The sequence below is a fragment of the Aeromonas sp. 55A genome (assembly GCF_051919665.1).
GTDB classification, from domain to species: Bacteria; Pseudomonadota; Gammaproteobacteria; order Enterobacterales; family Aeromonadaceae; genus Aeromonas; species Aeromonas veronii.
Genome location: NZ_JBQBEH010000008.1, coordinates 2,980,117 through 2,999,767, shown reverse-complemented (window position 1 = coordinate 2,999,767; position 19,651 = coordinate 2,980,117). Strand labels below are relative to the sequence as shown.

At 60.2% G+C, this 19,651-nt stretch carries 22 protein-coding genes and 2 tRNA genes; 13 read left to right on the top strand and 11 right to left on the bottom strand.

Annotated elements, in window-relative coordinates; genetic code table 11:
• Window positions 1–73 precede the first annotated feature (73 nt).
• From arsB to ACTG2G_RS17960, 5 genes are all read right to left on the bottom strand, one after another.
• Window positions 74–1,138, bottom strand: coding sequence for an ACR3 family arsenite efflux transporter (gene arsB / locus ACTG2G_RS17980; RefSeq protein WP_429214521.1), 1,065 nt, complete (start codon window positions 1,136–1,138; stop codon window positions 74–76).
• Window positions 1,139–1,247: 109 nt separating this feature from the next.
• Window positions 1,248–3,011, bottom strand: a complete 1,764-nt coding sequence (gene arsA, locus ACTG2G_RS17975) for an arsenical pump-driving ATPase (protein ID WP_429214519.1) — start codon at window positions 3,009–3,011, stop codon at window positions 1,248–1,250.
• Between the two features lie 27 nt (window positions 3,012–3,038).
• A complete protein-coding gene (gene arsD, locus ACTG2G_RS17970) occupies window positions 3,039–3,407 on the bottom strand; it encodes an arsenite efflux transporter metallochaperone ArsD (RefSeq protein ID WP_429214517.1) in 369 nt (122 codons plus the stop codon).
• A 4-nt stretch (window positions 3,408–3,411) separates the two neighbouring features.
• On the bottom strand, window positions 3,412–3,780 hold the full coding sequence (locus ACTG2G_RS17965; RefSeq protein WP_005338181.1) for an ArsR/SmtB family transcription factor: 369 nt from the start codon (window positions 3,778–3,780) through the stop codon (window positions 3,412–3,414).
• 255 nt (window positions 3,781–4,035) lie between these two features.
• Window positions 4,036–4,434 (bottom strand): META domain-containing protein, encoded by a 399-nt coding sequence (locus ACTG2G_RS17960; protein ID WP_429214515.1) that lies wholly within the window; start codon window positions 4,432–4,434, stop codon window positions 4,036–4,038.
• A 157-nt stretch (window positions 4,435–4,591) separates the two neighbouring features.
• Here ACTG2G_RS17960 and ACTG2G_RS17955 point away from each other — a divergent pair, with 157 nt between their 5' ends.
• Window positions 4,592–5,071, top strand: coding sequence for a hypothetical protein (locus tag ACTG2G_RS17955; protein WP_064338427.1), 480 nt, complete (start codon window positions 4,592–4,594; stop codon window positions 5,069–5,071).
• Between the two features lie 3 nt (window positions 5,072–5,074).
• On the opposite strand, the gene ACTG2G_RS17950 is transcribed toward ACTG2G_RS17955, so the two are convergent.
• Together ACTG2G_RS17950 and ACTG2G_RS17945 are read right to left on the bottom strand one after the other, a co-directional pair.
• Window positions 5,075–5,554, bottom strand: a complete 480-nt coding sequence (locus tag ACTG2G_RS17950; RefSeq protein ID WP_118854119.1) for a putative 4-hydroxy-4-methyl-2-oxoglutarate aldolase — start codon at window positions 5,552–5,554, stop codon at window positions 5,075–5,077.
• A gap of 42 nt (window positions 5,555–5,596) precedes the next feature.
• A complete protein-coding gene (locus ACTG2G_RS17945; RefSeq protein ID WP_429214513.1) occupies window positions 5,597–6,004 on the bottom strand; it encodes a DUF3293 domain-containing protein in 408 nt (135 codons plus the stop codon).
• A 396-nt stretch (window positions 6,005–6,400) separates the two neighbouring features.
• Here ACTG2G_RS17945 and arcA point away from each other — a divergent pair, with 396 nt between their 5' ends.
• Window positions 6,401–7,120, top strand: coding sequence for a two-component system response regulator ArcA (gene arcA, locus ACTG2G_RS17940; RefSeq protein WP_005338193.1), 720 nt, complete (start codon window positions 6,401–6,403; stop codon window positions 7,118–7,120).
• Between the two features lie 162 nt (window positions 7,121–7,282).
• Here the strand turns inward: arcA and ACTG2G_RS17935 are convergent.
• A tRNA-Gly gene (locus tag ACTG2G_RS17935) sits at window positions 7,283–7,357 on the bottom strand.
• Between the two features lie 15 nt (window positions 7,358–7,372).
• Window positions 7,373–7,446: transfer RNA gene (locus ACTG2G_RS17930), tRNA-Gly, on the bottom strand.
• A 201-nt stretch (window positions 7,447–7,647) separates the two neighbouring features.
• Between ACTG2G_RS17930 and cydD the strand changes: the two genes are divergently transcribed.
• The 4 genes from cydD to ACTG2G_RS17910 all read left to right on the top strand — a co-directional run bounded on the left by cydD (window position 7,648) and on the right by ACTG2G_RS17910 (window position 12,082).
• Window positions 7,648–9,417 carry a heme ABC transporter permease/ATP-binding protein CydD gene (gene cydD / locus ACTG2G_RS17925; RefSeq protein ID WP_429214511.1) on the top strand — a complete coding sequence of 590 codons (1,770 nt, stop codon included), beginning with the start codon at window positions 7,648–7,650 and terminating at the stop codon, window positions 9,415–9,417.
• On the top strand, window positions 9,410–11,140 hold the full coding sequence (gene cydC / locus ACTG2G_RS17920) for a heme ABC transporter ATP-binding protein/permease CydC (RefSeq protein ID WP_429205299.1): 1,731 nt from the start codon (window positions 9,410–9,412) through the stop codon (window positions 11,138–11,140). The genes cydD and cydC overlap by 8 nt, the downstream gene beginning before the upstream one ends.
• Window positions 11,141–11,314: 174 nt before the next feature.
• Window positions 11,315–11,686, top strand: coding sequence for an Rcs stress response system protein RcsF (rcsF, locus tag ACTG2G_RS17915; RefSeq protein ID WP_013723982.1), 372 nt, complete (start codon window positions 11,315–11,317; stop codon window positions 11,684–11,686).
• A gap of 9 nt (window positions 11,687–11,695) precedes the next feature.
• Window positions 11,696–12,082, top strand: coding sequence for a DUF488 domain-containing protein (locus tag ACTG2G_RS17910; protein WP_019445626.1), 387 nt, complete (start codon window positions 11,696–11,698; stop codon window positions 12,080–12,082).
• Window positions 12,083–12,241: 159 nt separating this feature from the next.
• Here the strand turns inward: ACTG2G_RS17910 and ACTG2G_RS17905 are convergent, their stop codons facing one another.
• A complete protein-coding gene (locus ACTG2G_RS17905) occupies window positions 12,242–13,240 on the bottom strand; it encodes an NAD-dependent epimerase/dehydratase family protein (protein ID WP_429205301.1) in 999 nt (332 codons plus the stop codon).
• A 211-nt stretch (window positions 13,241–13,451) separates the two neighbouring features.
• Between ACTG2G_RS17905 and tsaA the strand changes: the two genes are divergently transcribed.
• Window positions 13,452–14,156 carry a tRNA (N6-threonylcarbamoyladenosine(37)-N6)-methyltransferase TrmO gene (gene tsaA, locus ACTG2G_RS17900; protein ID WP_204380019.1) on the top strand — a complete coding sequence of 235 codons (705 nt, stop codon included), beginning with the start codon at window positions 13,452–13,454 and terminating at the stop codon, window positions 14,154–14,156.
• A 288-nt stretch (window positions 14,157–14,444) separates the two neighbouring features.
• Complete coding sequence (locus tag ACTG2G_RS17895; RefSeq protein WP_005350133.1) at window positions 14,445–14,993, top strand: cytochrome b; 549 nt, start codon at window positions 14,445–14,447, stop codon at window positions 14,991–14,993.
• A gap of 75 nt (window positions 14,994–15,068) precedes the next feature.
• Here ACTG2G_RS17895 and ACTG2G_RS17890 read toward each other — a convergent pair whose 3' ends face one another.
• Complete coding sequence (locus ACTG2G_RS17890; protein ID WP_429205304.1) at window positions 15,069–15,749, bottom strand: bactofilin family protein; 681 nt, start codon at window positions 15,747–15,749, stop codon at window positions 15,069–15,071.
• Window positions 15,750–15,948: 199 nt separating this feature from the next.
• On the opposite strand from ACTG2G_RS17890, the gene ACTG2G_RS17885 reads away from it, so the two are divergent.
• The 5 genes from ACTG2G_RS17885 to ACTG2G_RS17865 all read left to right on the top strand — a co-directional run bounded on the left by ACTG2G_RS17885 (window position 15,949) and on the right by ACTG2G_RS17865 (window position 19,555).
• The gene (locus ACTG2G_RS17885; RefSeq protein ID WP_040066247.1) at window positions 15,949–16,623 is read left to right on the top strand and encodes a response regulator transcription factor; all 675 of its coding nucleotides are present in this window, start codon (window positions 15,949–15,951) and stop codon (window positions 16,621–16,623) included.
• The gene (locus tag ACTG2G_RS17880; protein WP_005338217.1) at window positions 16,623–18,008 is read left to right on the top strand and encodes an ATP-binding protein; all 1,386 of its coding nucleotides are present in this window, start codon (window positions 16,623–16,625) and stop codon (window positions 18,006–18,008) included. The genes ACTG2G_RS17885 and ACTG2G_RS17880 overlap by 1 nt, the downstream gene beginning before the upstream one ends.
• 192 nt (window positions 18,009–18,200) lie before the next feature.
• Window positions 18,201–18,680 (top strand): TIGR00645 family protein, encoded by a 480-nt coding sequence (locus tag ACTG2G_RS17875; protein WP_230848197.1) that lies wholly within the window; start codon window positions 18,201–18,203, stop codon window positions 18,678–18,680.
• 85 nt (window positions 18,681–18,765) lie between these two features.
• Entirely contained in the window at window positions 18,766–19,194 is a 429-nt protein-coding gene (locus ACTG2G_RS17870; RefSeq protein WP_362784310.1) for an N-acetyltransferase, read from the top strand.
• A gap of 112 nt (window positions 19,195–19,306) precedes the next feature.
• The gene (locus ACTG2G_RS17865; RefSeq protein WP_204419334.1) at window positions 19,307–19,555 is read left to right on the top strand and encodes a DUF3297 family protein; all 249 of its coding nucleotides are present in this window, start codon (window positions 19,307–19,309) and stop codon (window positions 19,553–19,555) included.
• Window positions 19,556–19,651 lie beyond the last annotated feature (96 nt).

Below are 19,651 nucleotides of genomic sequence, written 5' to 3'. Positions count from 1 at the left end.
GCGTGTCTCTCATTAATCAAGTGAATAGAAAATGGATAGCATCAGTTCGCGGCCATCTGTTAGCGGCCATCAGTTAACGGCCCAGCCCAGCTTCGTACCAGGGTTTGCTGGCGTTAACCACCCGCACCACCAGCAGCATGACCGGCACCTCGATCAGCACCCCGACCACGGTGGCGAGCGCCGCGCCGGAGTGAAAGCCGAACAGGCTGATGGCGGCGGCCACCGCCAACTCGAAGAAGTTGGATGCGCCGATCAGGGCGGAAGGACAGGCAACCGAGTGCTTCTCCCCCACCTTGCGGTTGAGCCAGTAAGCCAGCCCGGAGTTGAACAGCACCTGGATCAGGATCGGCACCGCCAACAGGGCGATAACCAGCGGCTGCTCGATGATGGCGTTGCCCTGAAAGGCGAACAGCAGCACCAGAGTGAGCAGCAGGGCCGCCACCGACCAGGGCTGGATGCGGGTCATGACGCCGTCAAAATGGGCCTCACCCTTTCTCAGCAAAGCCTTGCGCAGCAGTTGGGCGATGATGACCGGGATGACGATATAGAGCACCACAGAAGTAAGCAGGGTATCCCACGGCACTATGATGCTGGAGACCCCGAGCAGCAGCGCCACCAGCGGCGCGAAGGCAAACACCATGATGAGGTCGTTCACCGCCACCTGCGACAGAGTGAAGTAGGGATCGCCGTTGGTGAGACGACTCCAGACAAACACCATGGCGGTGCAAGGGGCCGCCGCCAGCAGGATCAGGCCTGCTACGTAACTGTCGAGCTGATCAGCTGGCAGCCAGTCGGCAAACAGCACGCGGATAAAGAGCCAACCGAGGAAGGCCATGGAGAAGGGCTTGACCAGCCAGTTGATAAAGAGGGTGACCCCAATGCCCTTCATGTGCCCCTTCACCTGATGCAGGGCGCCAAAATCGATCTTGAGCAGCATGGGGATGATCATCACCCAGATCAGCAGCCCCACCGGCAGGTTGACCTTGGCCACCTCCATGGCTCCGATCGCCTTGAAGAGATCCGGCAACCCCTGCCCGAGACCAATCCCCACCAGAATGCAGAGGGCGACCCAGGCGGTCAGATAACGTTCAAAAAAGCCGATGGCAGGCACGGCCTTGGCATCACATGTTGCAGACATCACAGCTCCCGATGCGGCGCAATCCCGCATCTTCTATTGGTTCAAAACACAGGTTTATAACAAGTAACGGCATATTCAAGCCGCCCCGGCAGCAGACCGGGGCGGCGACTCAATGGTGCTGGCAGAGACGGCGCAGGGCATCGGGCCCCACCGGCTCCTCGGCGAGCAGCGGCACCACGGCGTAGCGGCTGGCATGTTGCTGCTCGACCGCCTCGATATGGGGCAACTGGCGCTCGGCCCGCAGTTGCAGCAGCGGTGAGCTGACCGCGGCTTGCTGCAAGCTGTGGTTGATGAGCCAGCCCCAGGGCTCGATACCAGCCCGGCGCAGATCGGCCTGCAGATTGGCCGCCTCCTGTACCGGCGTCGGCTCGGGCAACGTCACAATCAGTACCTTGGTCTGCTTGGGATCCTGCAACTGCATCATGGGGGTGGTGAAGTGCAGCCCCTTGTTTCCCATCTGGCGAGCGATCTCCCTGTGGTAGGCGCCGGTGGCGTCGAGCAGCAGCAGGGTGTGGCCGGTGGGGGCGGTATCCATCACCACGAAGCGCTTGCCCGCCTCGCGAATGATGCGCGAGAAGGCCTGAAACACGGCAATCTCCTCGGTACAAGGGGAGCGCAAATCCTCCTCCAGCAGTGCTCGCCCCTGCTCGTCCAGGGCCGCCCCCTTGGTGGCCAGCACCTGGGCGCGGTAACGCTCGGTCTCGGCGTGGGGGTCGATGCGACTCACCTCCAGATGGGGCAAACTAGCTGCCAGCGTCTCGCTCAGATGCGCGGCGGGATCCGAGGTGGTGAGGTGCACCGGCAAACCGCGGCTCGCCAGCTCCACCGCCACGGCGGCCGCCAGGGTGGTTTTGCCCACCCCGCCCTTGCCCATCAGCATGATAAGGCCGTGACCATCGGCGGCCAGCTCGTCCACCAGCGAACTCAACTCGGGCTGGGCTTGTTTGACAGTGGACGGTACTGTCGGGGATTGAGCGGCTGCTCCCTCTGATTGCAGCAACAGCCGCAAACTGTCGAGCCCCACCAGATTGGTGGCCAGCAGCGGGATATGATCCTGCGCCAGCCCCTTTATCCCTTGCGGCATCTGAGCGAGAGCCTGTTGCTCGCGCTGCCAGAGCGCCATTGCCAGCGGATCTGCGGCAATGGCGCCTTCGGGGAAGAGGCCATTGATCACCAGTTGCTGGTTCAACAAGCCGATGGCGGCCAGCTCCTCGTGGGTGCGGGCCACTTCCCGCAGAGTGGATTGCTGGGCCCGCGCCACCAGCACCAACCGGGTGCGAGTGGCATCAGCCAGTGCGGCGACCGCGTCGGCATACTGGCTGCGCTGCTTCTCCAGCCCCGCCAGCGGGCCAAGGCAGGAGGCATCCCCCTTGCCCTGCTCCAGAAATTCGCTCCAGGCGCCCGGCAGTTGCAGCAGCCGGATGGTGTGACCGGTTGGAGCCGTATCAAAGACGATGTGGTCATACTCAGCCAGCAGTGTTTGGTCGGTCAGCAGGGCGGTGAATTCGTCAAAAGCGGCGATCTCGGTGGTGCAGGCGCCGGAGAGCTGCTCCTCGATGCTGCGCACCACGCTCTCGGGCAACTTGCCGCGTACCGGCCCGACAATCCGCTCCCGATAGGCTTTGGCCGCCGCGGGGGGATCTATCTCCAGCGCCGACAAACCGGGCACAGCGGCGATGGCGGTGACCCGATTGCCGATCTCGGTGGCAAACACCTGCCCCACGTTGGAGGCAGGATCTGTGCTCACCAGCAGCACCCGCTTGCCAATATCACACAGCGCCACCGCACTGGCGCAGGCCAGCGAGGTCTTGCCCACCCCGCCCTTGCCGGTGAAAAAGAGAAACGGCGGAGGATTGGTCAGAAAATAGTACATAGCCTCTCCCGAATGGTGCGTCACGACTCAGCAACAACCGCTGCCAGAGCAGCAACCGCCCTTGACGATCCCCTTGATGGCCGCTTGCGGCGCAGGCAGCCCGGCATAACGGGCCAGCTCGCTGCGGCTCGGATAACGGCCGGTCAACACCACCTGCCCCTCCACCAGCACCAGCGGCAACCCCTCCTCCCCGGCGTGGGTCATAAAAGCGCTGACGGCAGGTGTCTCGGCAAATTGCATCGGCTGCTGGGCCAGATTGAAACGCTCGATGGCAACTCCCTGCTCCTTGGCCCAGGCAAGGTCGGCTGCGAAGGTGACCAGTGCCTGATCAACCTCGGTACCACAGACACCGCTGGAGCAGCAGAGGGCGGGATCAAAAATCTGAATGGAGGACATGGCATTACTCCTTGTTGCAGCAGGGCTGCGCAGGCAGAACATGGGGGGAGCAGGCTGACTCGGCACGCATCACGCCGCACGCCTCGGGATGACCGGCGCAGCACTCCTCGGTAAGGTAGGCGATCACATCCAGCATCAGGGGAATATTGGCGCGGTAGCGCAGAAAGCGCCCCTCCTGCTCCACCGACAGCAGACCGGTGTTGAGCATCGCCTTGAGGTGAAACGAGAGGGTATTGGGGGCAATATCGAGCTCGCTGGCCAGTTCACCGGCGACCCGCCCCTCCAGCCCGGCCTTCACCAGCAGCCGCCATACATCGAGCCGGATGCCGGATGCCAGCGATTCAAAGACCTTGGTGGCCATCTCTTTGTTCATCTTCATTCCCCTTAGTGCGACCTTTCATTTCAACTATACAAGAATTATCGAAATGATCAAGATACGTACCGAAGCGAAGATACGAGGTTCTGGCATCAAAGCGGACAGAAAGGGAGCGACGAGTGAACAACCGTTGCGGACGACCAAACAGGGCTCGTCGCAGATAAACAGACGCCCTCCAGAGGGAGGGCGTATCAGAGCGTTTGACCCGCCAGCACAGTCAGCGCTGTCGGGGCAATCAGACAAACGCGTGCCTTATTTGGCAGCAGGCACAGCGTTGAAGGTGAGCAGGGCCGCCTTGTTGGCATCGCTCAGGGTCAACTGGTTGCCGTTGATGGAGTAGGTTGCCACCTTCTCCAGCTTTTGCAGGAACTCGGTCTCTTTGTTCATGGCGTCGCCGATGCACATCATGCGAGTGGAGCCCATGGCGCCCAGCGTAAAGACACCGTCACCCTGCTTGGTGATGCCGCCAAAATAGCGGTTGCAGCCGCCCTTGCCCGCCACCTTGCCGTCGACCACTTGCAGGGTGAAGGTATCGCCGGTGGCGCCTTGCAGCTGCCAGCTGGATGCTTGCAGTTGAGCCATGCTGGAACCCGTTGCCATTGCGCAGCCTCCCAGTGCCAGCGCGGCCAGCAGAGTCAGTTTCTTGTTCATGGATTCACCTCTTAATGATTAGAGCCATCAATACGGCAGCCTGTTTAACATGGCTGGCGCCCATGCCAAAGGATTTTATTGTGATCTCGCTTCACTTTACTACCAGCTGGCATGTGCCATGCTTAGGCTCAGTTCCGGACCCAGGGAGGGGAAACGAATGGTCAAATCGCTCATCATCACACTGCTTGCAACCTGCGCCAGCATGGCCGCACAGGCCGCCGACTGGGCAGTGGTTCAGCCGCAATCCAACCCGTCTCTCTATGTCAAAAGTTACTCGGGTGTGCTGCTCAATGGCCATAGCCATCACAGCGACAGTTTTGATCTCTGGCTGGTCAATAGCGGCTATCAATATCCGGTGGTGGATGATGTGACCCTCTTTATGGAAGCGGGCCCGGCGGTGGCGGATCAGAATCGCACATCCGGTTTCAATATGAGTTCGGGGGTACGCTACCAGCTCTCTCCGGCATTCAATATCGGCAGCCAGATCAAGCATCTCGATCTCAACAAGGCCAGCACCCTGCTGGAGCTCAACTCCAGCCTGCTGCTGACCCCCAGACTCTCCCTCACCGCCAACTACGGCGTCAGCGCCATCACTGCCGATCAGGCGCTGAGCCTGGGCGTCGGCTTCAATTTCTGATGATCACAACAGCGGCGTGGCGCTCACCACCACGCCGTTGCGATCCGCATAGACATAATCCCCTTCGTGGATGGTCACCCCGGCAAAGCTGACCACAGCCCCCAGCTCTCCCAATCCCCGCTTCTCGGTCTTGACCGGACAGGCCGCCAGCGCCTTGACCCCGAGTGCCAGTGTCGCCAGGGTGCCCACATCCCGCGCCGCGCCGTGGATCAGGATCCCCTCCCACCCCTGCTCCACCGCCTTGACCGCCAGTTGATCGCCAAGCAGCGCACGGCGCAGCGAACCGCCGCCGTCGATCACCATCACCTTGCCGTGACCGGGGCGGGTCACCAGATCCCGCACCAGACTGTTGTCTTCATAACAGGAGAGCGTTACGGCGCGACCATAAAAGAGGGCCTTGCCGCCAAAATCCTGAAACACCGGGTCGGCCACTTGCAGCAAGTCGCCGTGTTGATCGCAGAGGTCGGGCAGGAGATCCAGCATGATTTGATTCCTTTCAGATACATGAAGGTGTTCATTCTTTCATCAGGCAAGGTTTCTGGCAATCCAGAAGGATTCAATATTACCCAGATAAGCTGCTGATTTATCCATCAATACTGGTGTCAGCCAGAGCTGGCCATCCTCCACCCAGTAGATGGCGTTCTGGCCAAAACGAACAGCCAGCTGACGGGCTTGTGGCAGGGATAGCGCCACCGCCAGCGATGACTCCTGCCAGCGTTCGTCCGGGTCAGATCCCCAAAATGGCCCCACCACGGGCACCTGCAAATCCACGGTCAGATGGCGCCACAGCGCCCGTTCCCGCCGCATATTGCGTCGTTGTGTGACCCACTGGCTGGCCGGATTCCAGGCTGTGATGATGGCAAAGGCAGACCACTCTGGTGGCTCAAATGGCGCGATAAAGCAGATTTTCTTGTAGTTTTCCCACAAATTCATGTCAATCACATGTTACATTCCATTACATTTTGTAGGGGCGAAAACCCGGTTCAGGCCAAGTATGATGCTGCTGTACCAGGGTTTGACCTATATCAAATCAGAGTTAAAAAGTTGCTATCTGACGGCAAAGAGTGTTGTTATGCTCCTGTTAACTGATAAAATGCGGCCACTTTCGTAATGGACGACCTTTCCAGGCTCTGCTCGACCAGACTTGTCGGGAACCTATAAGTGGCACAGGGATACTTGCCGGTACTGATGCCTAATTCGCGATATTCCGACCTGACTCTCATACCCAGGATGACGTAATAAATTTTCAGGATCAGTCAGGAAATCGGTTTGAAACGCCAAAGAGTGTTAAATTTAAGATAATTAACTGATAAGAATCTGGGAATACTCATGCAAACACCACACATTCTGATCGTCGAAGACGAGCTGGTCACACGCAATACCCTGAAAAGCATTTTTGAAGCCGAAGGCTACATCGTGCTCGAAGCCAACAACGGCGACGAAATGCACCAGGCCCTCACTTCCCACACCATCAATCTGGTGATCATGGACATCAACCTGCCGGGCAAGAACGGCCTGCTGCTGGCCCGTGAGCTGCGTGAGAACGACAACATCGCCCTGATGTTCCTGACCGGTCGTGACAACGAAGTGGACAAGATCCTGGGTCTGGAGATCGGCGCCGATGATTACATCACCAAGCCGTTCAACCCGCGCGAGCTGACTATCCGTGCCCGCAATCTGCTGAGCCGCACCATGAACGTGGCTGCCGGTGGCGAAGAGAAGAAGCTGGTTGAGCGCTACCTGTTCAACGGCTGGGCGCTGGATATCAACAGCCGCGCACTGGTCAGCCCGACTGGCGACATGTTCAAGCTGCCGCGCTCCGAGTTCCGCGCCATGCTGCACTTCTGCGAAAACCCGGGCCAGATCCAGACCCGTGCCGAGCTGCTGAAGAAGATGACCGGCCGTGAGCTCAAGCCCCACGACCGTACCGTCGATGTGACCATCCGTCGCATTCGCAAGCACTTCGAAAGCGTCAACGATACTCCGGAGATCATCGCCACCATCCACGGCGAAGGCTACCGTTTCTGTGGTGAGCTGGAGCAGGAATAAGCTCCCGCGACGCTGTTGATCTGAAAAGGCGCCTCGGGCGCCTTTTCTGTCTCTGAGATTTGCCTTAAAAGCTGAGAAACGGTGAGCGTGACGTCGAACGGCGCAAAAGAAAGATGAAAAACAAAAAGCTCACTCGCTGGAGTGGGCTTTTTGTTTTGAAGCTGGAGCGGGCAGCGGGAATCGAACCCGCATCATCAGCTTGGAAGGCTGAGGTAATAGCCATTATACGATGCCCGCCTGGCATCTGAAATTTGGAGCGGGTGATGGGAATCGAACCCACGTATGCAGCTTGGGAAGCTACCGTTCTACCATTGAACTACACCCGCGTCAGGGCTCCTACTATATGCATTTTGCCGCCGAGCGCAATGGCGCCTTTGCCACTTTTTTCAATAAATCAATCTGTTCGGACAAGGATTGAACAGACGGTTGCTTTTTCAATCAAACATTTTCAACACAGATAATTTACAAGGTTGCCAAGGCCAAACGGCAAGGATAGTCTTGCGCCACTCGACGCGAGGATGGTGGTAATGGATAAAAAAACGCAAAAACGTCTCTATGGCTGGTTGCGCAAGCAATCGAGTCACGGTCGCCGCTGGATCACGATATCCATCGCTTTTGGCCTTGGCCAGGGCATTCTTATGGTGGCGCAAGCCTGGCTGCTGGCGACCCTGTTGCACGGCTTTATCATCGAAGGCTCAACGCCTGAGCAATCCATCACGCTCTTTATTACCCTCCTGCTGGTGACGCTTGGCAAAGCGGCGCTGGCCTATGGCCGCGAAGTGGCCAGTTTCAAGGCGGGCAGCGCGGTGCGCCAGACCATCCGCCAGCTGGTGCTCACTCGCTTGAGTCGTCTCGGCCCTGCCTATATCCAGCGCCGTCCGGCCGGTAGCTGGGCCAGCCTGCTGCTGGAACAGATTGAAAACATGCAGGATTTCTTCTCCCGCTATCTGCCGCAGATGGCCATCGCCGTCTTTATTCCGGTGGTCATTCTGGTGGCCGTGTTCCCGGTCAACTGGGCGGCAGGTCTGATCCTGCTCGGCACTGCGCCCCTCATCCCCATCTTTATGATCCTGGTGGGTGTGGGCGCCGCTGATGCCAACCGCCGCAATTTTCAGGCGCTGGCTCGTCTCTCCGGTCACTTCCTCGATCGCCTGAAGGGGCTGCGTACCCTGCAACTCTTTATGCGTACCCAGGCGGAAGGTGACGCCATTCGCGACGCCTCGGAAGATTTTCGCGAGCGCACTATGGAGGTGCTGCGCCTGGCGTTTTTGAGTACCGCAGTGCTGGAGTTCTTCGCCGCCATCTCGGTAGCGCTGGTTGCCGTCTATTTCGGCTTTTCTTATATCGACCATCTGAACTTTGGTAGCTATGGGGTCAAGGTCACCCTCTTTACCGGCCTGTTCGTGCTGTTTCTCGCCCCCGAGTTCTACGCCCCGCTGCGGGAACTGGGTGCCCACTACCACGCCAAGGCGCAGGCCATCGGCGCTGCCGAGCAGCTGCTGGAGTTCCTCGAAGCCGAGGTGAGCGAGCCGGCCGCAGGCAATGCACCGTTCCATGCCGACAGCCCGGTCAAGGTAGAAGCCAAAGCCCTTGAAGTGCTGAGCGCCGAGGGCAAGGTGCTGGTCGGCCCCATCGACTTCACCCTGGAAGCCGGTTCGCGCACCGCCCTCATCGGCGTCAGCGGCGCCGGCAAGAGCTCGCTGGTCAACGCCCTGCTCGGCTTTGCCCCCTATCGTGGCGAGCTCAAGGTCAACGGACAGGAGCTTGCCACCCTCGACATGAGCCAGTGGCGCCTGCAACTGGGCTGGCTCTCGCAAAACCCGCAGCTGTTCCACGCCTCCTTGCGCGACAACCTGCTGCTGGCCAAACCAACGGCCAGCGATACCGAGCTGGAAGATGCCCTGAAACGGGCACAGGCGTGGGAATTTGCCATGGAGAAGGGGCTCGACTATCCGGTCGGCGATCAGGCGGGCGGCCTCTCGGTCGGTCAGGCCCAGCGCCTCGCACTGGCGCGCACCCTGCTCAAATCGACCCAGCTGATGGTGCTCGACGAACCGACCGCCAGTCTGGATCGGCACTCCGAACGCGCCATCATGACCACCCTTGAGCAGGCGATGGCTGGCCAGACCCTGCTGATGATCACCCACCGCCTCGACCAGCTTACCAAGATGGATAAGATAATGGTGCTGGCCCACGGCCAGCTGGTGGAGCAAGGCAGCTTCCAACAATTGAGTCAGGCGGATGGGCCTTTTGCCCGCCTGCTCTCCCAACGTTCCGGAGGTTCTCTCGATGAGTGATCTGTTGCCGTTTCTGCGCCTCTATCGCCAACACTGGCTCAGCCTCACCATTGGTTTGCTGCTGGCGCTGGTGACCCTGGCCGCCGGCATGGGACTGCTCTCCCTCTCCGGCTGGTTCCTCTCCGCCGCCGCCGTGGCGGGGATGACAGTTGCGACGACCCATGCCTTTAACTACATGACCCCTGCAGGCGGGGTGCGCTTCTTCTCCATCGTCCGCACCGCCGGTCGCTGGGGTGAGCGGGTCGTGAGCCACGACGCCACCTTCCGGGTACTGACCCGACTGCGGGTCTGGTTCTGGCAGAAACTCTCGCCGCTCTCCACCGGTACCCTGGCCGGTTTCCGTCAGGCGGATCTGCTCAACCGACTGGTGGCAGACATCGATGCGATGGACCACGTCTATCTGCGGCTGATCACCCCCATAGGCGCGGCCCTGCTCAGCACCGCCGGACTGGTCTTCTTCCTGTCGTTTTTCGACAGTCGCCTCGCCCTTACCCTGGGAGCCATTCTGCTGTTTGGCATGATTGCCCTGCCGCTGGTGTTCTACTTCCTCGGCCGTCGCCCCGGTCAGGCGCTGATTGCCGAAAAATCGACCCTGCGCACCCGGATGGTGGACTATCTGGATGGTCAGGCCGAGCTGCAGATGTTTGCCGCCGCCCCCAAGGCGCTGGTTGAGCTGCAACAAGCCGAACAGGCGCTGCTCGTCGCGCAGGCCCGCATGGCCAAGGTGAGCGGGCTGGCCAACTTCTCGGTGCAACTGCTGAGCGGCTGGACCCTGACCCTGATGCTCTGGCTGGCCGGTCATGGGGTAGCGGGTGCTGCGCCCGACCCCATTACCGCACTGATGGTCTTTGCCACCCTGGCAAGCTTCGAGGCACTGATGCCGCTGGCGGGGGCTTTCCAGCACCTCTCCACCAGCCTTACCTCGGCACGCCGCCTGAACGAGATCCTGCAAGAGGCAAAAGCCCCCGTGTGGGGCGACGAACAGACCCATGCCACCGTTGGTGCGCTGCAGATCAATGACCTCTATTTTGGCTACCCCGGCAACCCCCAACCTGTGCTGCGTGGCTGCACCCTGCAACTGCACGCCGGTGAAAAGCTGGCGCTGCTGGGCCAGACCGGCTGCGGCAAATCGACCCTGATGGGGCTGCTTACCCGGGAGTGGAGCCCGCAGGCTGGCAAGATCCTGCTCGATGGCAAGCCGCTCACCGACTACAGCGAAGGGGCGCTGCGCGCCTCCATCTCGGTGGTGAGCCAGCGGGTGCATCTGTTTGCCGATACCCTGCGGGGCAACCTCAAACTGGCCGCCCCGACCGCCACTGACGAGCAGCTGATTGCGGTGCTGACCCAGGTCGGACTGGCCAATCTGCTGGAGGATGAGGCGGGCCTCGACGCCTGGCTCGGTGACGGCGGCCGCCCCCTCTCTGGTGGCGAGCGTCGCCGTATCGGCATCGCCCGCGCCCTACTGCACGATGCGCCGCTCTGGCTGCTGGACGAGCCGACCGAAGGGCTAGACAGCCAGACCGAGCGGGAGATCATGGATCTGCTGTTCCGGCTTGGGGCAGATCGCACCTTGCTGCTCATCTCCCACCGTCTGCTGGGGATGGAGCAGATGGACCGGATTGCCCTGATGGAAGAGGGACAGATCCGCCTCTGCGCCCCTCACAACGAGCTGCTGGGGGATGATTACTACCGCAGCCTCTATCAGCGACTGGCTCCTGTTTGATATCAGGCTGATATCAGCCTGATGGGGGTCACACCCTGACAACCGGGCGCAAAACGGGGCTGGTCGCCGCAGGCGGCTGGCCCCTATAATGTCCCCCTCATTATTCAACAAGATGCCGACATGGAGCGCCTGCGCATTTCTACTGTCCTCATCACCGACACAAGATACGAGACGATGAAACGCCTGATCCTGATGATGCCCCTGATTGCCTCCGGCTGTGCCAACTACGCCTTCAACAGCAATCTGGATAAAGAGAACTTCGACGAATACTTCAAACCCGGTAGCGTGCGCATCTATGAACAGGATGAGCTGGCTGACCTCAACTACCTCTACCTCGGCACCATCGAGGGTGAATCCTGCCAGGCCGATGCCAACCAGCCGGTGCCCAACGCCGGTGAAGCGCGCACCCTGGCCCGCCGCCGCGCAGCCGACATGGGCGGCAACGGCGTCACCATCGATAAATGCGCCGAATTCAGCGACACCCCGGGCTGCCTGAAACAGGTGATCTGCTACGGGCAGGCGCTGAAAGTGGCCGAAGAGAAGTAACTCGCTGTCATGGCCCTCGCCATCGTTCGCCTTGGCAGCCCGCGCCTGCCCGATGAGGGGCTGCGGATCGGCACGGTGCGCCGCCCGCCCCGCGGCATACCCAAGAGCGAATTTGCCAGCCAGCATTGGTACGATGTCTGGTTCCCCAACCTGGCCCCCAGCAGCGAGACCATGAAGTTGGGGCAGGCAGCCGAGACGCCCGCCCAATGGGCAGCGTTTGGCAAACAGTACAAGGCCGAGATGGCGCAACCTGCCGCCAGGCATGATCTGGCGTTGCTGGCCGCCCTCTCCCACACCACCAACCTATCGGTGGGCTGTTACTGCGAGCAGGAGTCCCGCTGCCATCGCACCATTTTGAAAGAGCTGCTGGTAGCCGCGGGGGCCGCCATTCGCTAACTCGGTGAGCGACAGCGATGGGATGGGGAATCGCGTCAGCCTGTATTCGGCAACCATCAGGCATGGATAGACAGAGAGGGCATCCCGCGGGATGCCCTCTCTCGTTGTATTCACACCTGCCGCGCCACGCTCGGCAGCAGCGGCACGATGCTCCCTCTCCTATTGCAGACTGGGCTCCAGCAACTGCTGCCGCAGCGAAGTCTCCTCGGCCTGAGTCATGGCATTCGCCGCCCCCCCGGCGGCAGGCTCGATGGCCAGCCAGTGGGCAAGGTCGGCGGCGGTCTCCTCCAGCGGCCGAAAGTTCAATCCCTTAACGATGGCCGCCTCGGCGCTTATAGAGCCGTAACCGGCAAATTCCGCCTGCGCGCAGGGTAGCAGGGTGGGATAGCTCTGCCAGGGCTCGATACCGGCCGCCATCAGGGTGGGCCAGGGCAGCCACTCGGGCTGGATGGGGCGGGCGGGCTGCAACCGGGCGCTCAGCCGCTCCAGCCAGTCACTCAAGGTAATACCGGGTTTGAGCAGGTTGAATGTGCCCCCCAACTGCTGCTCGGCCGCGCGCAACACAAACTCGGCGCAGTCGCGCACATCGAGATACTGCAAGCGATCCTCGCCACTGCCCGGCAGCAACCAGGGCCCACCCTGCAGCACCCGCTTAATCCACCAGGCCATGCGCCCGGTAGGATCATGGGGGCCGCACAACACGCCCGGGCGCAGGATGCAAAGCCGCTCACCCCAGCGGGCGCGATACTCCTGCTCGCACAACACCTTGAGGGGGCCATAGTCAGTGGGCATTTCCCCTTCGGGGATAGCATGCAGCGGCGCCGACTCATTCATCCCGGGCATTGAGAAATCGCGATAGACGCTGATGGTGGAGATAAAGATCAACCGCGCGCAGCACCCGAGCAAGGCCGCCGAGAGGCTCGCCGCCTGCTCGGGGCGATAGCAGCAGGTATCGATGACGAGATCCCACTGCAACCCGGCCCCTTGCAGGGCGCTCAGGCTCTTGTCCCTGTCGCCGGTGAGCTGCACCAGATCGCGCCAGTCCGGATGCTGGTGCAGGCCACGGTTGAACAGAGTCACTTCATGGCCCCAATCCAGCGCCAGCGCGGTGAGGTGGCGCCCCAAAAAGCCGGTGCCACCGATAATCAGCAGTTTCATCCCTCTCCCTCCCTTCGGCGCATGTGCGCACATTTCATCCTGACACGCCAGTTGCCTCCACCCTACGCAACTTGGCGCGCGGGCACAGCCCCCGACTGGCCGGGATGGGACAGGGATCACGGCAGCGCCGCAGAAATTGGCGTAGCGAGGCCGAGCCTGCGTTTTGGGGCCGCCTGTGCTAAATTGCCGGGGTTTTCAGTCAGGATCCGCCATGAAGTTCGAAATCGACACCCTCGGGATCATTCGCTCTCCCTACAAGGAGAAGTTCGCCATCCCCCGCCAGCCCGGACTGGTCAAATCGGCCCGCGCCCGCCTCGAGCTGCTCCCCCCTTACGATCAGCCGGATGTGCTGCGCGGCATCGAGCAGTTCTCCCATCTGTGGCTAAGCTTCGTCTTTCACCAGACCATGGCGCAGGGCTGGCACCCGACGGTGCGCCCGCCGCGCCTTGGCGGCAACGAACGGGTCGGCGTCTTTGCCACTCGCTCCACCTTCCGCCCCAATCCGCTAGGGCTCTCGGTGGTCGAGCTGCACGGGGTCGGCCGCGAACGGGGCAAGCTGTGGCTGGAGCTGGGGGCGGTGGATCTGCTCGATGGCACCCCCATCGTCGATATCAAGCCTTATATTCCCTATGCCGACAGCCTGCCTGATGCCCGTGGTGGCTTTGCCCCCGACGCGCCCACCCCGCCGCTGGCGGTGAGCTTCAGTGCCGAGGCCGAGCAGCAGTTACAACCCTGGCTCAAGGCCCACCCCGAGCTGCGCCAGCTGGTAAACGAAGTGCTGGCGCAAGATCCGCGCCCCGCCTACAAGAAGGGCAAGCCCGATGAGAAGGAGTACGGGGTGCGGCTGTTTGACTGCAACGTCCGTTTTCGCATCAGCGAGCCGGATTGCGTGGTGCTGGCCATCGAGCCCGCCTGAACCTTGGCGGGCCGACATCACTGATGCTATTTCACGCCTTCTTCACGTCACAAGGGGCTTAATGAGCCTGTAAATTGTGTGGCATTGATCAGACTATCCACCCGGTTGCCAGTGATACCATGCAGACAGCAGAGGGCATCTCCTCTCTGACTGAGGCCAGCCGCAGGCTGCCGGTTGATGGCAAGCATGGCAGCCTGCCTGTTGCCGCCAAAGGATCTGGCCTCGCCCCGACACGTTTGAGTGCGGGGATGCCACACGGATGTGACAGCACTTCGAAGGAACAAACCTATGCTGATGAACAGTGAACAACGTTATGGCACCCTGAATATCGGGCTGCACTGGCTGACCCTGTGGGCCATGATCGCCGTCTACGCCCTGATCGAATTTCGCGATATTTTCCCCAAAGGGGACCCTGGCCGGGATCTGATGAAGGAGTGGCACTTTATGCTGGGGCTGCTTATCTTCGCCCTGGTCTTTGTCAGACTGGCCCTGCGCTGGATGAGCCCGACGCCGCGTATCGTGCCCGAGCTCTCCCCGATCATGCACAAGCTGGCAAAACTGGCCCACCTCGCCCTCTACGGTTTTCTGATTCTCACCCCGCTGTTTGGCTGGCTGCTGCTGAGCGCCGCGGGCAAGCCCATCCCCTTCTTCGGACTTGAGCTGCCTGCTCTGCTCTCCCCCAGTCCGGATCTCAAAGGGCTGATCAAGGAGGTACACGAGACGCTGGGTAATATCGGTTACGCCCTGATCGGCCTGCACACGGTGGCGGCCCTCTATCACCACCATATTCTCAAAGACAACACCCTCACCAATATGCTGCCGCCGCGCCGCAGCTAACGGCTAATGAGGAAATGCAGAGGGGGCCATTGTGGCCCCCTCTGCGTTTCCTGAACAGCACGCTGGCAAAGAGCATCACGCCTGCTTGGCCAGCTCCTCGGTCGGCTTGCCTTTCGGCTCGTGCGGCAGCTTTTTCACATTGCTCTTGCTCTCCGGCTGTTTGCTCCCAGACGCACTGTTTTCAGACAAGGCTTGCAACACGGGATCGGTCTTGCCGGCCACGGTGGGCTGGGACTGGCCAACAAAGTTGCCGCCCTTACAGATGGAGAGACTGCCCCCCTTGAAGATCCCCTGCATCTTGCCGCTCTCCAGGATCTCCACCTCGGCGGAGGTACAGGTGCCTTCCAGCAGACCATTGATGATCACGCGGGGTGCACTCACCTCCCCCTCAACGCTACCGCCCTCCATGATGCGCAGCACACCACCGATGAGCTGGATGGTGCCATTGATCTGACCGCGCACCTCCAGATCCCCCTCCACCTGCAACTCACCCTTGAAGCGGGCACCGGCTGCAATCACAGTGGCCCCGGCCGGCCCAGTAGCCGCACCACCTTTGTTTCTTCCAAACATCCGTACTCTCTCCACCAACCACACAAGCAGAACCAGCGGCATCGGCGCCACTGGCCACAGAAAACAGGGCGACCCCAGCACGTAGAGCAGCAAGGCTGCCCCCCAGCAGAGCCAGACAATATAGAGGAGGTCACTGCGCTCACGCTGTTGCAATCGCGCCAGCAGCCTCCCGGCCATCTCTCTCATCACATCAAACCTTTCGCAGCATGGCTGCCGACCAGCAGGCCATCGACAACCCGGACCATGGTTAAACGACCAGTTGGCGCGAACTCTGAAGTCCCGCTGATTCAGTCCCGATACAGCCGGGATGCATTAGGATTCGAATTGACTCGAAGCGACATACACTTTCTAATTGACAGCCTGGATCCCTATGACCGCTCACATCATGAAAATTCTGTTGGTCGAAGACGACAAGCTGCTCAATCACCACCTCTCCTCTCTGCTGACCGAAGCCGACAATCAGGTCTACAGCACCGACCAGGCCGGGATTGCACTGCACTACGCCGCCGACTATCCCATTGATGTGGCCATCATCGACCTCGGTCTGCCCGATATGGACGGCCTGCAACTGATCCGGCAACTGCGCGAACGGCAGATCCCCTTCCCCATCATTGTGCTGACCGCCCGTGGCAACTGGCAGGACAAGGTTGAAGGACTGGAAGCAGGTGCTGATGACTATCTGGTCAAACCGTTCCAGAAAGATGAGCTGCTGGCCCGACTCAATGCGCTGGTGCGCCGTAGCGCCGGTTTTATCTCGCCGAAGGTGAAGGCCGGTGATTACGAGCTGGATCTCTCCCGCAAGGAGCTGACTATCGCAGGTGAAGTGGCGGTGCTCACCAGCTTTGAATACCTCATTCTGGAGTACCTGATGCGCAATGCTCGTCAGGTAGTCTCCAAGCAGCAACTGCTCGACCAGCTCTACGGCGATGGCGAAGGGGACCCCAACACCATCGAGGTGATGGTGAGCCGCCTGCGCAAGAAGCTGGATCCGGAAGGGACGATTCAACCCATCTCCACCATCCGGCGTCAGGGTTACATCTTCAACCTCTCCTGTAACTGATGCAGTTTCATCTGCCGCGCCCCATCAAGATGATCCGCAGCTCACTGCACATCAAACTGCTGCTCAGCTCACTGCTGGTCATCGCGCTTATCATGGGGTTTGCCGTCTACGCCCTCTATCTTGGCCACGTCGAGGAGCAGACCCAGAAGGCCAGCGCCCGGATGCAGGAGAACCTGGCCAAGTTGTTTTCCTCCACCGAGCCGGATGACAAGGGGTCGAACGTCGAGCTGGGGCGGATATCCCGTGGTGCAGGGGATCGCAACCTCGATACCCTGATCTGCCGCGCCGATGGCGATCTGGTCTGGTCGAGCCTCCATATGCCGGAGGTGATCAAGGCCAAACAGACCATCTGCGGCGATCTGATGAAGTATCTGGGGGGGATGGATCTCGACTACTTCTTCAAGAAGCACACCATCAAGAACGGCGAGAGCTACTTCGTCTACAGCCTGCGGTTTATCCGCAATCCCGGCAGCGGCACCACCGCCTACTACGTGGTGATGATCGACTCGGCCAAACGCTATCACGAAGAGTCCCGCACCTATCTCTACCAGACCGCCAAACAGGCGCTGCTCGCCTATATGCTGCTGGCCGGGCTGCTGCTGCTCACCACCTTCTGGAGCCTCAGCTCACTGCGCACCATCGCCCGTCAGATCGACGATATCCGGGCCGGCAAGCGCGATGACCTCTCGAGCGATTTTGAGCGGGAGCTGGCCCCGCTGACCGACTCCATCAACCAGCTGCTGGAGAACGAACGCCAGCAGACCCAGCGCTACCAGCACGCCCTCAACGATCTCGCCCACAGCCTGAAAACCCGGCTGGCGCTGATCCAGATCACCACCCGCGAAGTGAAGCTGGGGCGGGAGATCCATGACAACATCAACGAGCAGATCCTCACCATGGATCAGATGATCCAGTATCAGCTCAGACGGGCCGTGACCGGCCGCCAGCGCCTTGCCAGCAAGGGTACCGAGCCGGTACCGCTGATTGAAAAACTGCTGGCCAGCCTGACCAAGGTTTATCGCCACAAGAAGCTGCAAACCCACTTCAAGTTCGATGATGACGCCCTCTTTCACGGCGAACAGGGTGACCTGATGGAGCTGATGGGCAACCTGCTCGACAATGCCTGCAAGTTTGCCATCAGCGAAGTGAAGGTGACGGTGCGCCGTCATCTCGAGCGGCTGCGCATCGAAGTGGAAGATGATGGCCCGGGTATCGATCCGGCCAAATCGGAACAGATCTTCCAGCGCGGCGTGCGGGCAGACAGTTCACCCGGTCAGGGCATAGGTCTGGCGGTGGTGACCGAAATCGTCCACAGCTACGGCGGCCAGATCCGGGTCGATGAATCCCCCCTCGGCGGCGCCCGCTTTACACTGGACCTTCCCTGACACCGGATAGGCCCGACCACGGGCCCTCTGCCACCCGCAGCACTGCCCTACCCAGGGTTAAAAACTCCTGCCTGACACCACCCAATTCAGCAATATGCTATCGAGATGCTTGAGATGTGAGGCATCTCGGTTAAGCTATGGCCGACTCGTTTGTTAACCATTTGATGGACCTGTAATCGCACTATGGAAAACATGTTTGAAAGATTGATGTACGCATCCCGCTGGATCATGGCCCCCATTTATCTTGGGCTCAGCCTCATACTGCTGGCACTGGGAGTGAAATTCTTTCAGGAGATCCTCCATATCCTGCCCAACATACTGGAGATGAAAGAGGTGGATCTGGTGCTGGTCACACTGTCGCTGATCGATATCACCCTGGTGGGGGGACTTATCGTGATGGTGATGTTTTCCGGCTATGAGAACTTCGTCTCGCGCCTCGATGTCGGGGATGAGGGCGACAAACTGGTGTGGCTCGGCAAGCTCGATGCCGGCTCTCTGAAAAACAAGGTCGCCGCCTCCATTGTCGCCATCTCCTCTATTCACCTGCTCAAAGTGTTTATGAATGCCGAAAACCTCCCCAACGACAAGATCAAGTGGTACCTGCTGATCCACATCACCTTTGTCCTCTCGGCCTTCGCCATGGGCTACCTCGACAAGCTGACCCGCAAATAGGAGTCAGCCTGCGATAAACGATATGCCCGATAACACGACATGGAGCGGGCATATCGTGCGACCACTCTTCACAGTCGAGGCCACTATGATCCGCCCATTATTAACAACCGATCTGGATGTCGCCGTCGAGCTCTGGTATCAGGCATCGGTAAAAGCCCACGACTTTATTCCCGCCGCCTTTTGGCATGAGCAACGGGCAGCGATGCGGGACATCTATCTGCCCGCCAGCAAGAGCTGGGGTTATGAGGAGGATGGACAGCTACTGGGCTTTATCTCCTGGTATCAGGGGTCTGTCGCCGCCCTGTTTATCTCCCCAGATCACCAATCACACGGGTTGGGTCGCCAACTGCTCGAACACCTCAAAGCCCAATATGATCGACTCGAGTTGACGGTCTACGCCGAAAATGAGCAGGCGCGGCGCTTCTATTCCCGCAACGGTTTCAAAGAGGGTGAGCAGCAGTTGTGCGAGCATAGCGGCCACCCCGAGCTGGTGATGCATTGGCAACAAGGATAAGCGGGTCGCCCATAGCGATGGCGAGCACACTTTGCCTGTTTTGTGGCCGCCTTGAATGCCATGGCGGCATTCTCTACAATGACCCACTTTTTATTCATTTCGGGTTATATCGATGAGCGATACCAACACCAAACCGGCTCTGCCGGATCACCTATCCTGCAATCCCCGCAGCCCTCACTATGTGGCCGCCTGCTTCGAGCACCCGATCGGTATTCGCCTGAACGGCAAAGAGCGCACCGATGTCGAGGAGTACTGCATCAGCGAAGGTTGGGTAAAGATCCCCTCCCCCAAAGCGCTGGATCGCCGTGGTCAGCCCATCCTGATCAAGCTCAAAGGCACCGTTGAAGCCTTCTACAGCTAATCAGCGCGCTGCTGCATGATAAACAAGGCCACCCTCGCGGTGGCCTTGTTGTTTCCGATATAGGTGCTGGCGTCAGCGTTATCTAAGCGGCACCCA

Coding starts and splice junctions, on each gene's coding strand:
- arsB (WP_429214521.1), bottom strand. CDS start 1,138: ATGTCTGCAACATGTGATGCCAAGGCCGTGCCTGCCATCGGCTTTTTT.
- arsA (WP_429214519.1), bottom strand. CDS start 3,011: ATGTACTATTTTCTGACCAATCCTCCGCCGTTTCTCTTTTTCACCGGC.
- arsD (WP_429214517.1), bottom strand. CDS start 3,407: ATGTCCTCCATTCAGATTTTTGATCCCGCCCTCTGCTGCTCCAGCGGT.
- ACTG2G_RS17965 (WP_005338181.1), bottom strand. CDS start 3,780: ATGAACAAAGAGATGGCCACCAAGGTCTTTGAATCGCTGGCATCCGGC.
- ACTG2G_RS17960 (WP_429214515.1), bottom strand. CDS start 4,434: ATGAACAAGAAACTGACTCTGCTGGCCGCGCTGGCACTGGGAGGCTGC.
- ACTG2G_RS17955 (WP_064338427.1), top strand. CDS start 4,592: ATGGTCAAATCGCTCATCATCACACTGCTTGCAACCTGCGCCAGCATG.
- ACTG2G_RS17950 (WP_118854119.1), bottom strand. CDS start 5,554: ATGCTGGATCTCCTGCCCGACCTCTGCGATCAACACGGCGACTTGCTG.
- ACTG2G_RS17945 (WP_429214513.1), bottom strand. CDS start 6,004: ATGAATTTGTGGGAAAACTACAAGAAAATCTGCTTTATCGCGCCATTT.
- arcA (WP_005338193.1), top strand. CDS start 6,401: ATGCAAACACCACACATTCTGATCGTCGAAGACGAGCTGGTCACACGC.
- cydD (WP_429214511.1), top strand. CDS start 7,648: ATGGATAAAAAAACGCAAAAACGTCTCTATGGCTGGTTGCGCAAGCAA.
- cydC (WP_429205299.1), top strand. CDS start 9,410: ATGAGTGATCTGTTGCCGTTTCTGCGCCTCTATCGCCAACACTGGCTC.
- rcsF (WP_013723982.1), top strand. CDS start 11,315: ATGAAACGCCTGATCCTGATGATGCCCCTGATTGCCTCCGGCTGTGCC.
- ACTG2G_RS17910 (WP_019445626.1), top strand. CDS start 11,696: ATGGCCCTCGCCATCGTTCGCCTTGGCAGCCCGCGCCTGCCCGATGAG.
- ACTG2G_RS17905 (WP_429205301.1), bottom strand. CDS start 13,240: ATGAAACTGCTGATTATCGGTGGCACCGGCTTTTTGGGGCGCCACCTC.
- tsaA (WP_204380019.1), top strand. CDS start 13,452: ATGAAGTTCGAAATCGACACCCTCGGGATCATTCGCTCTCCCTACAAG.
- ACTG2G_RS17895 (WP_005350133.1), top strand. CDS start 14,445: ATGCTGATGAACAGTGAACAACGTTATGGCACCCTGAATATCGGGCTG.
- ACTG2G_RS17890 (WP_429205304.1), bottom strand. CDS start 15,749: ATGAGAGAGATGGCCGGGAGGCTGCTGGCGCGATTGCAACAGCGTGAG.
- ACTG2G_RS17885 (WP_040066247.1), top strand. CDS start 15,949: ATGAAAATTCTGTTGGTCGAAGACGACAAGCTGCTCAATCACCACCTC.
- ACTG2G_RS17880 (WP_005338217.1), top strand. CDS start 16,623: ATGCAGTTTCATCTGCCGCGCCCCATCAAGATGATCCGCAGCTCACTG.
- ACTG2G_RS17875 (WP_230848197.1), top strand. CDS start 18,201: ATGTTTGAAAGATTGATGTACGCATCCCGCTGGATCATGGCCCCCATT.
- ACTG2G_RS17870 (WP_362784310.1), top strand. CDS start 18,766: ATGATCCGCCCATTATTAACAACCGATCTGGATGTCGCCGTCGAGCTC.
- ACTG2G_RS17865 (WP_204419334.1), top strand. CDS start 19,307: ATGAGCGATACCAACACCAAACCGGCTCTGCCGGATCACCTATCCTGC.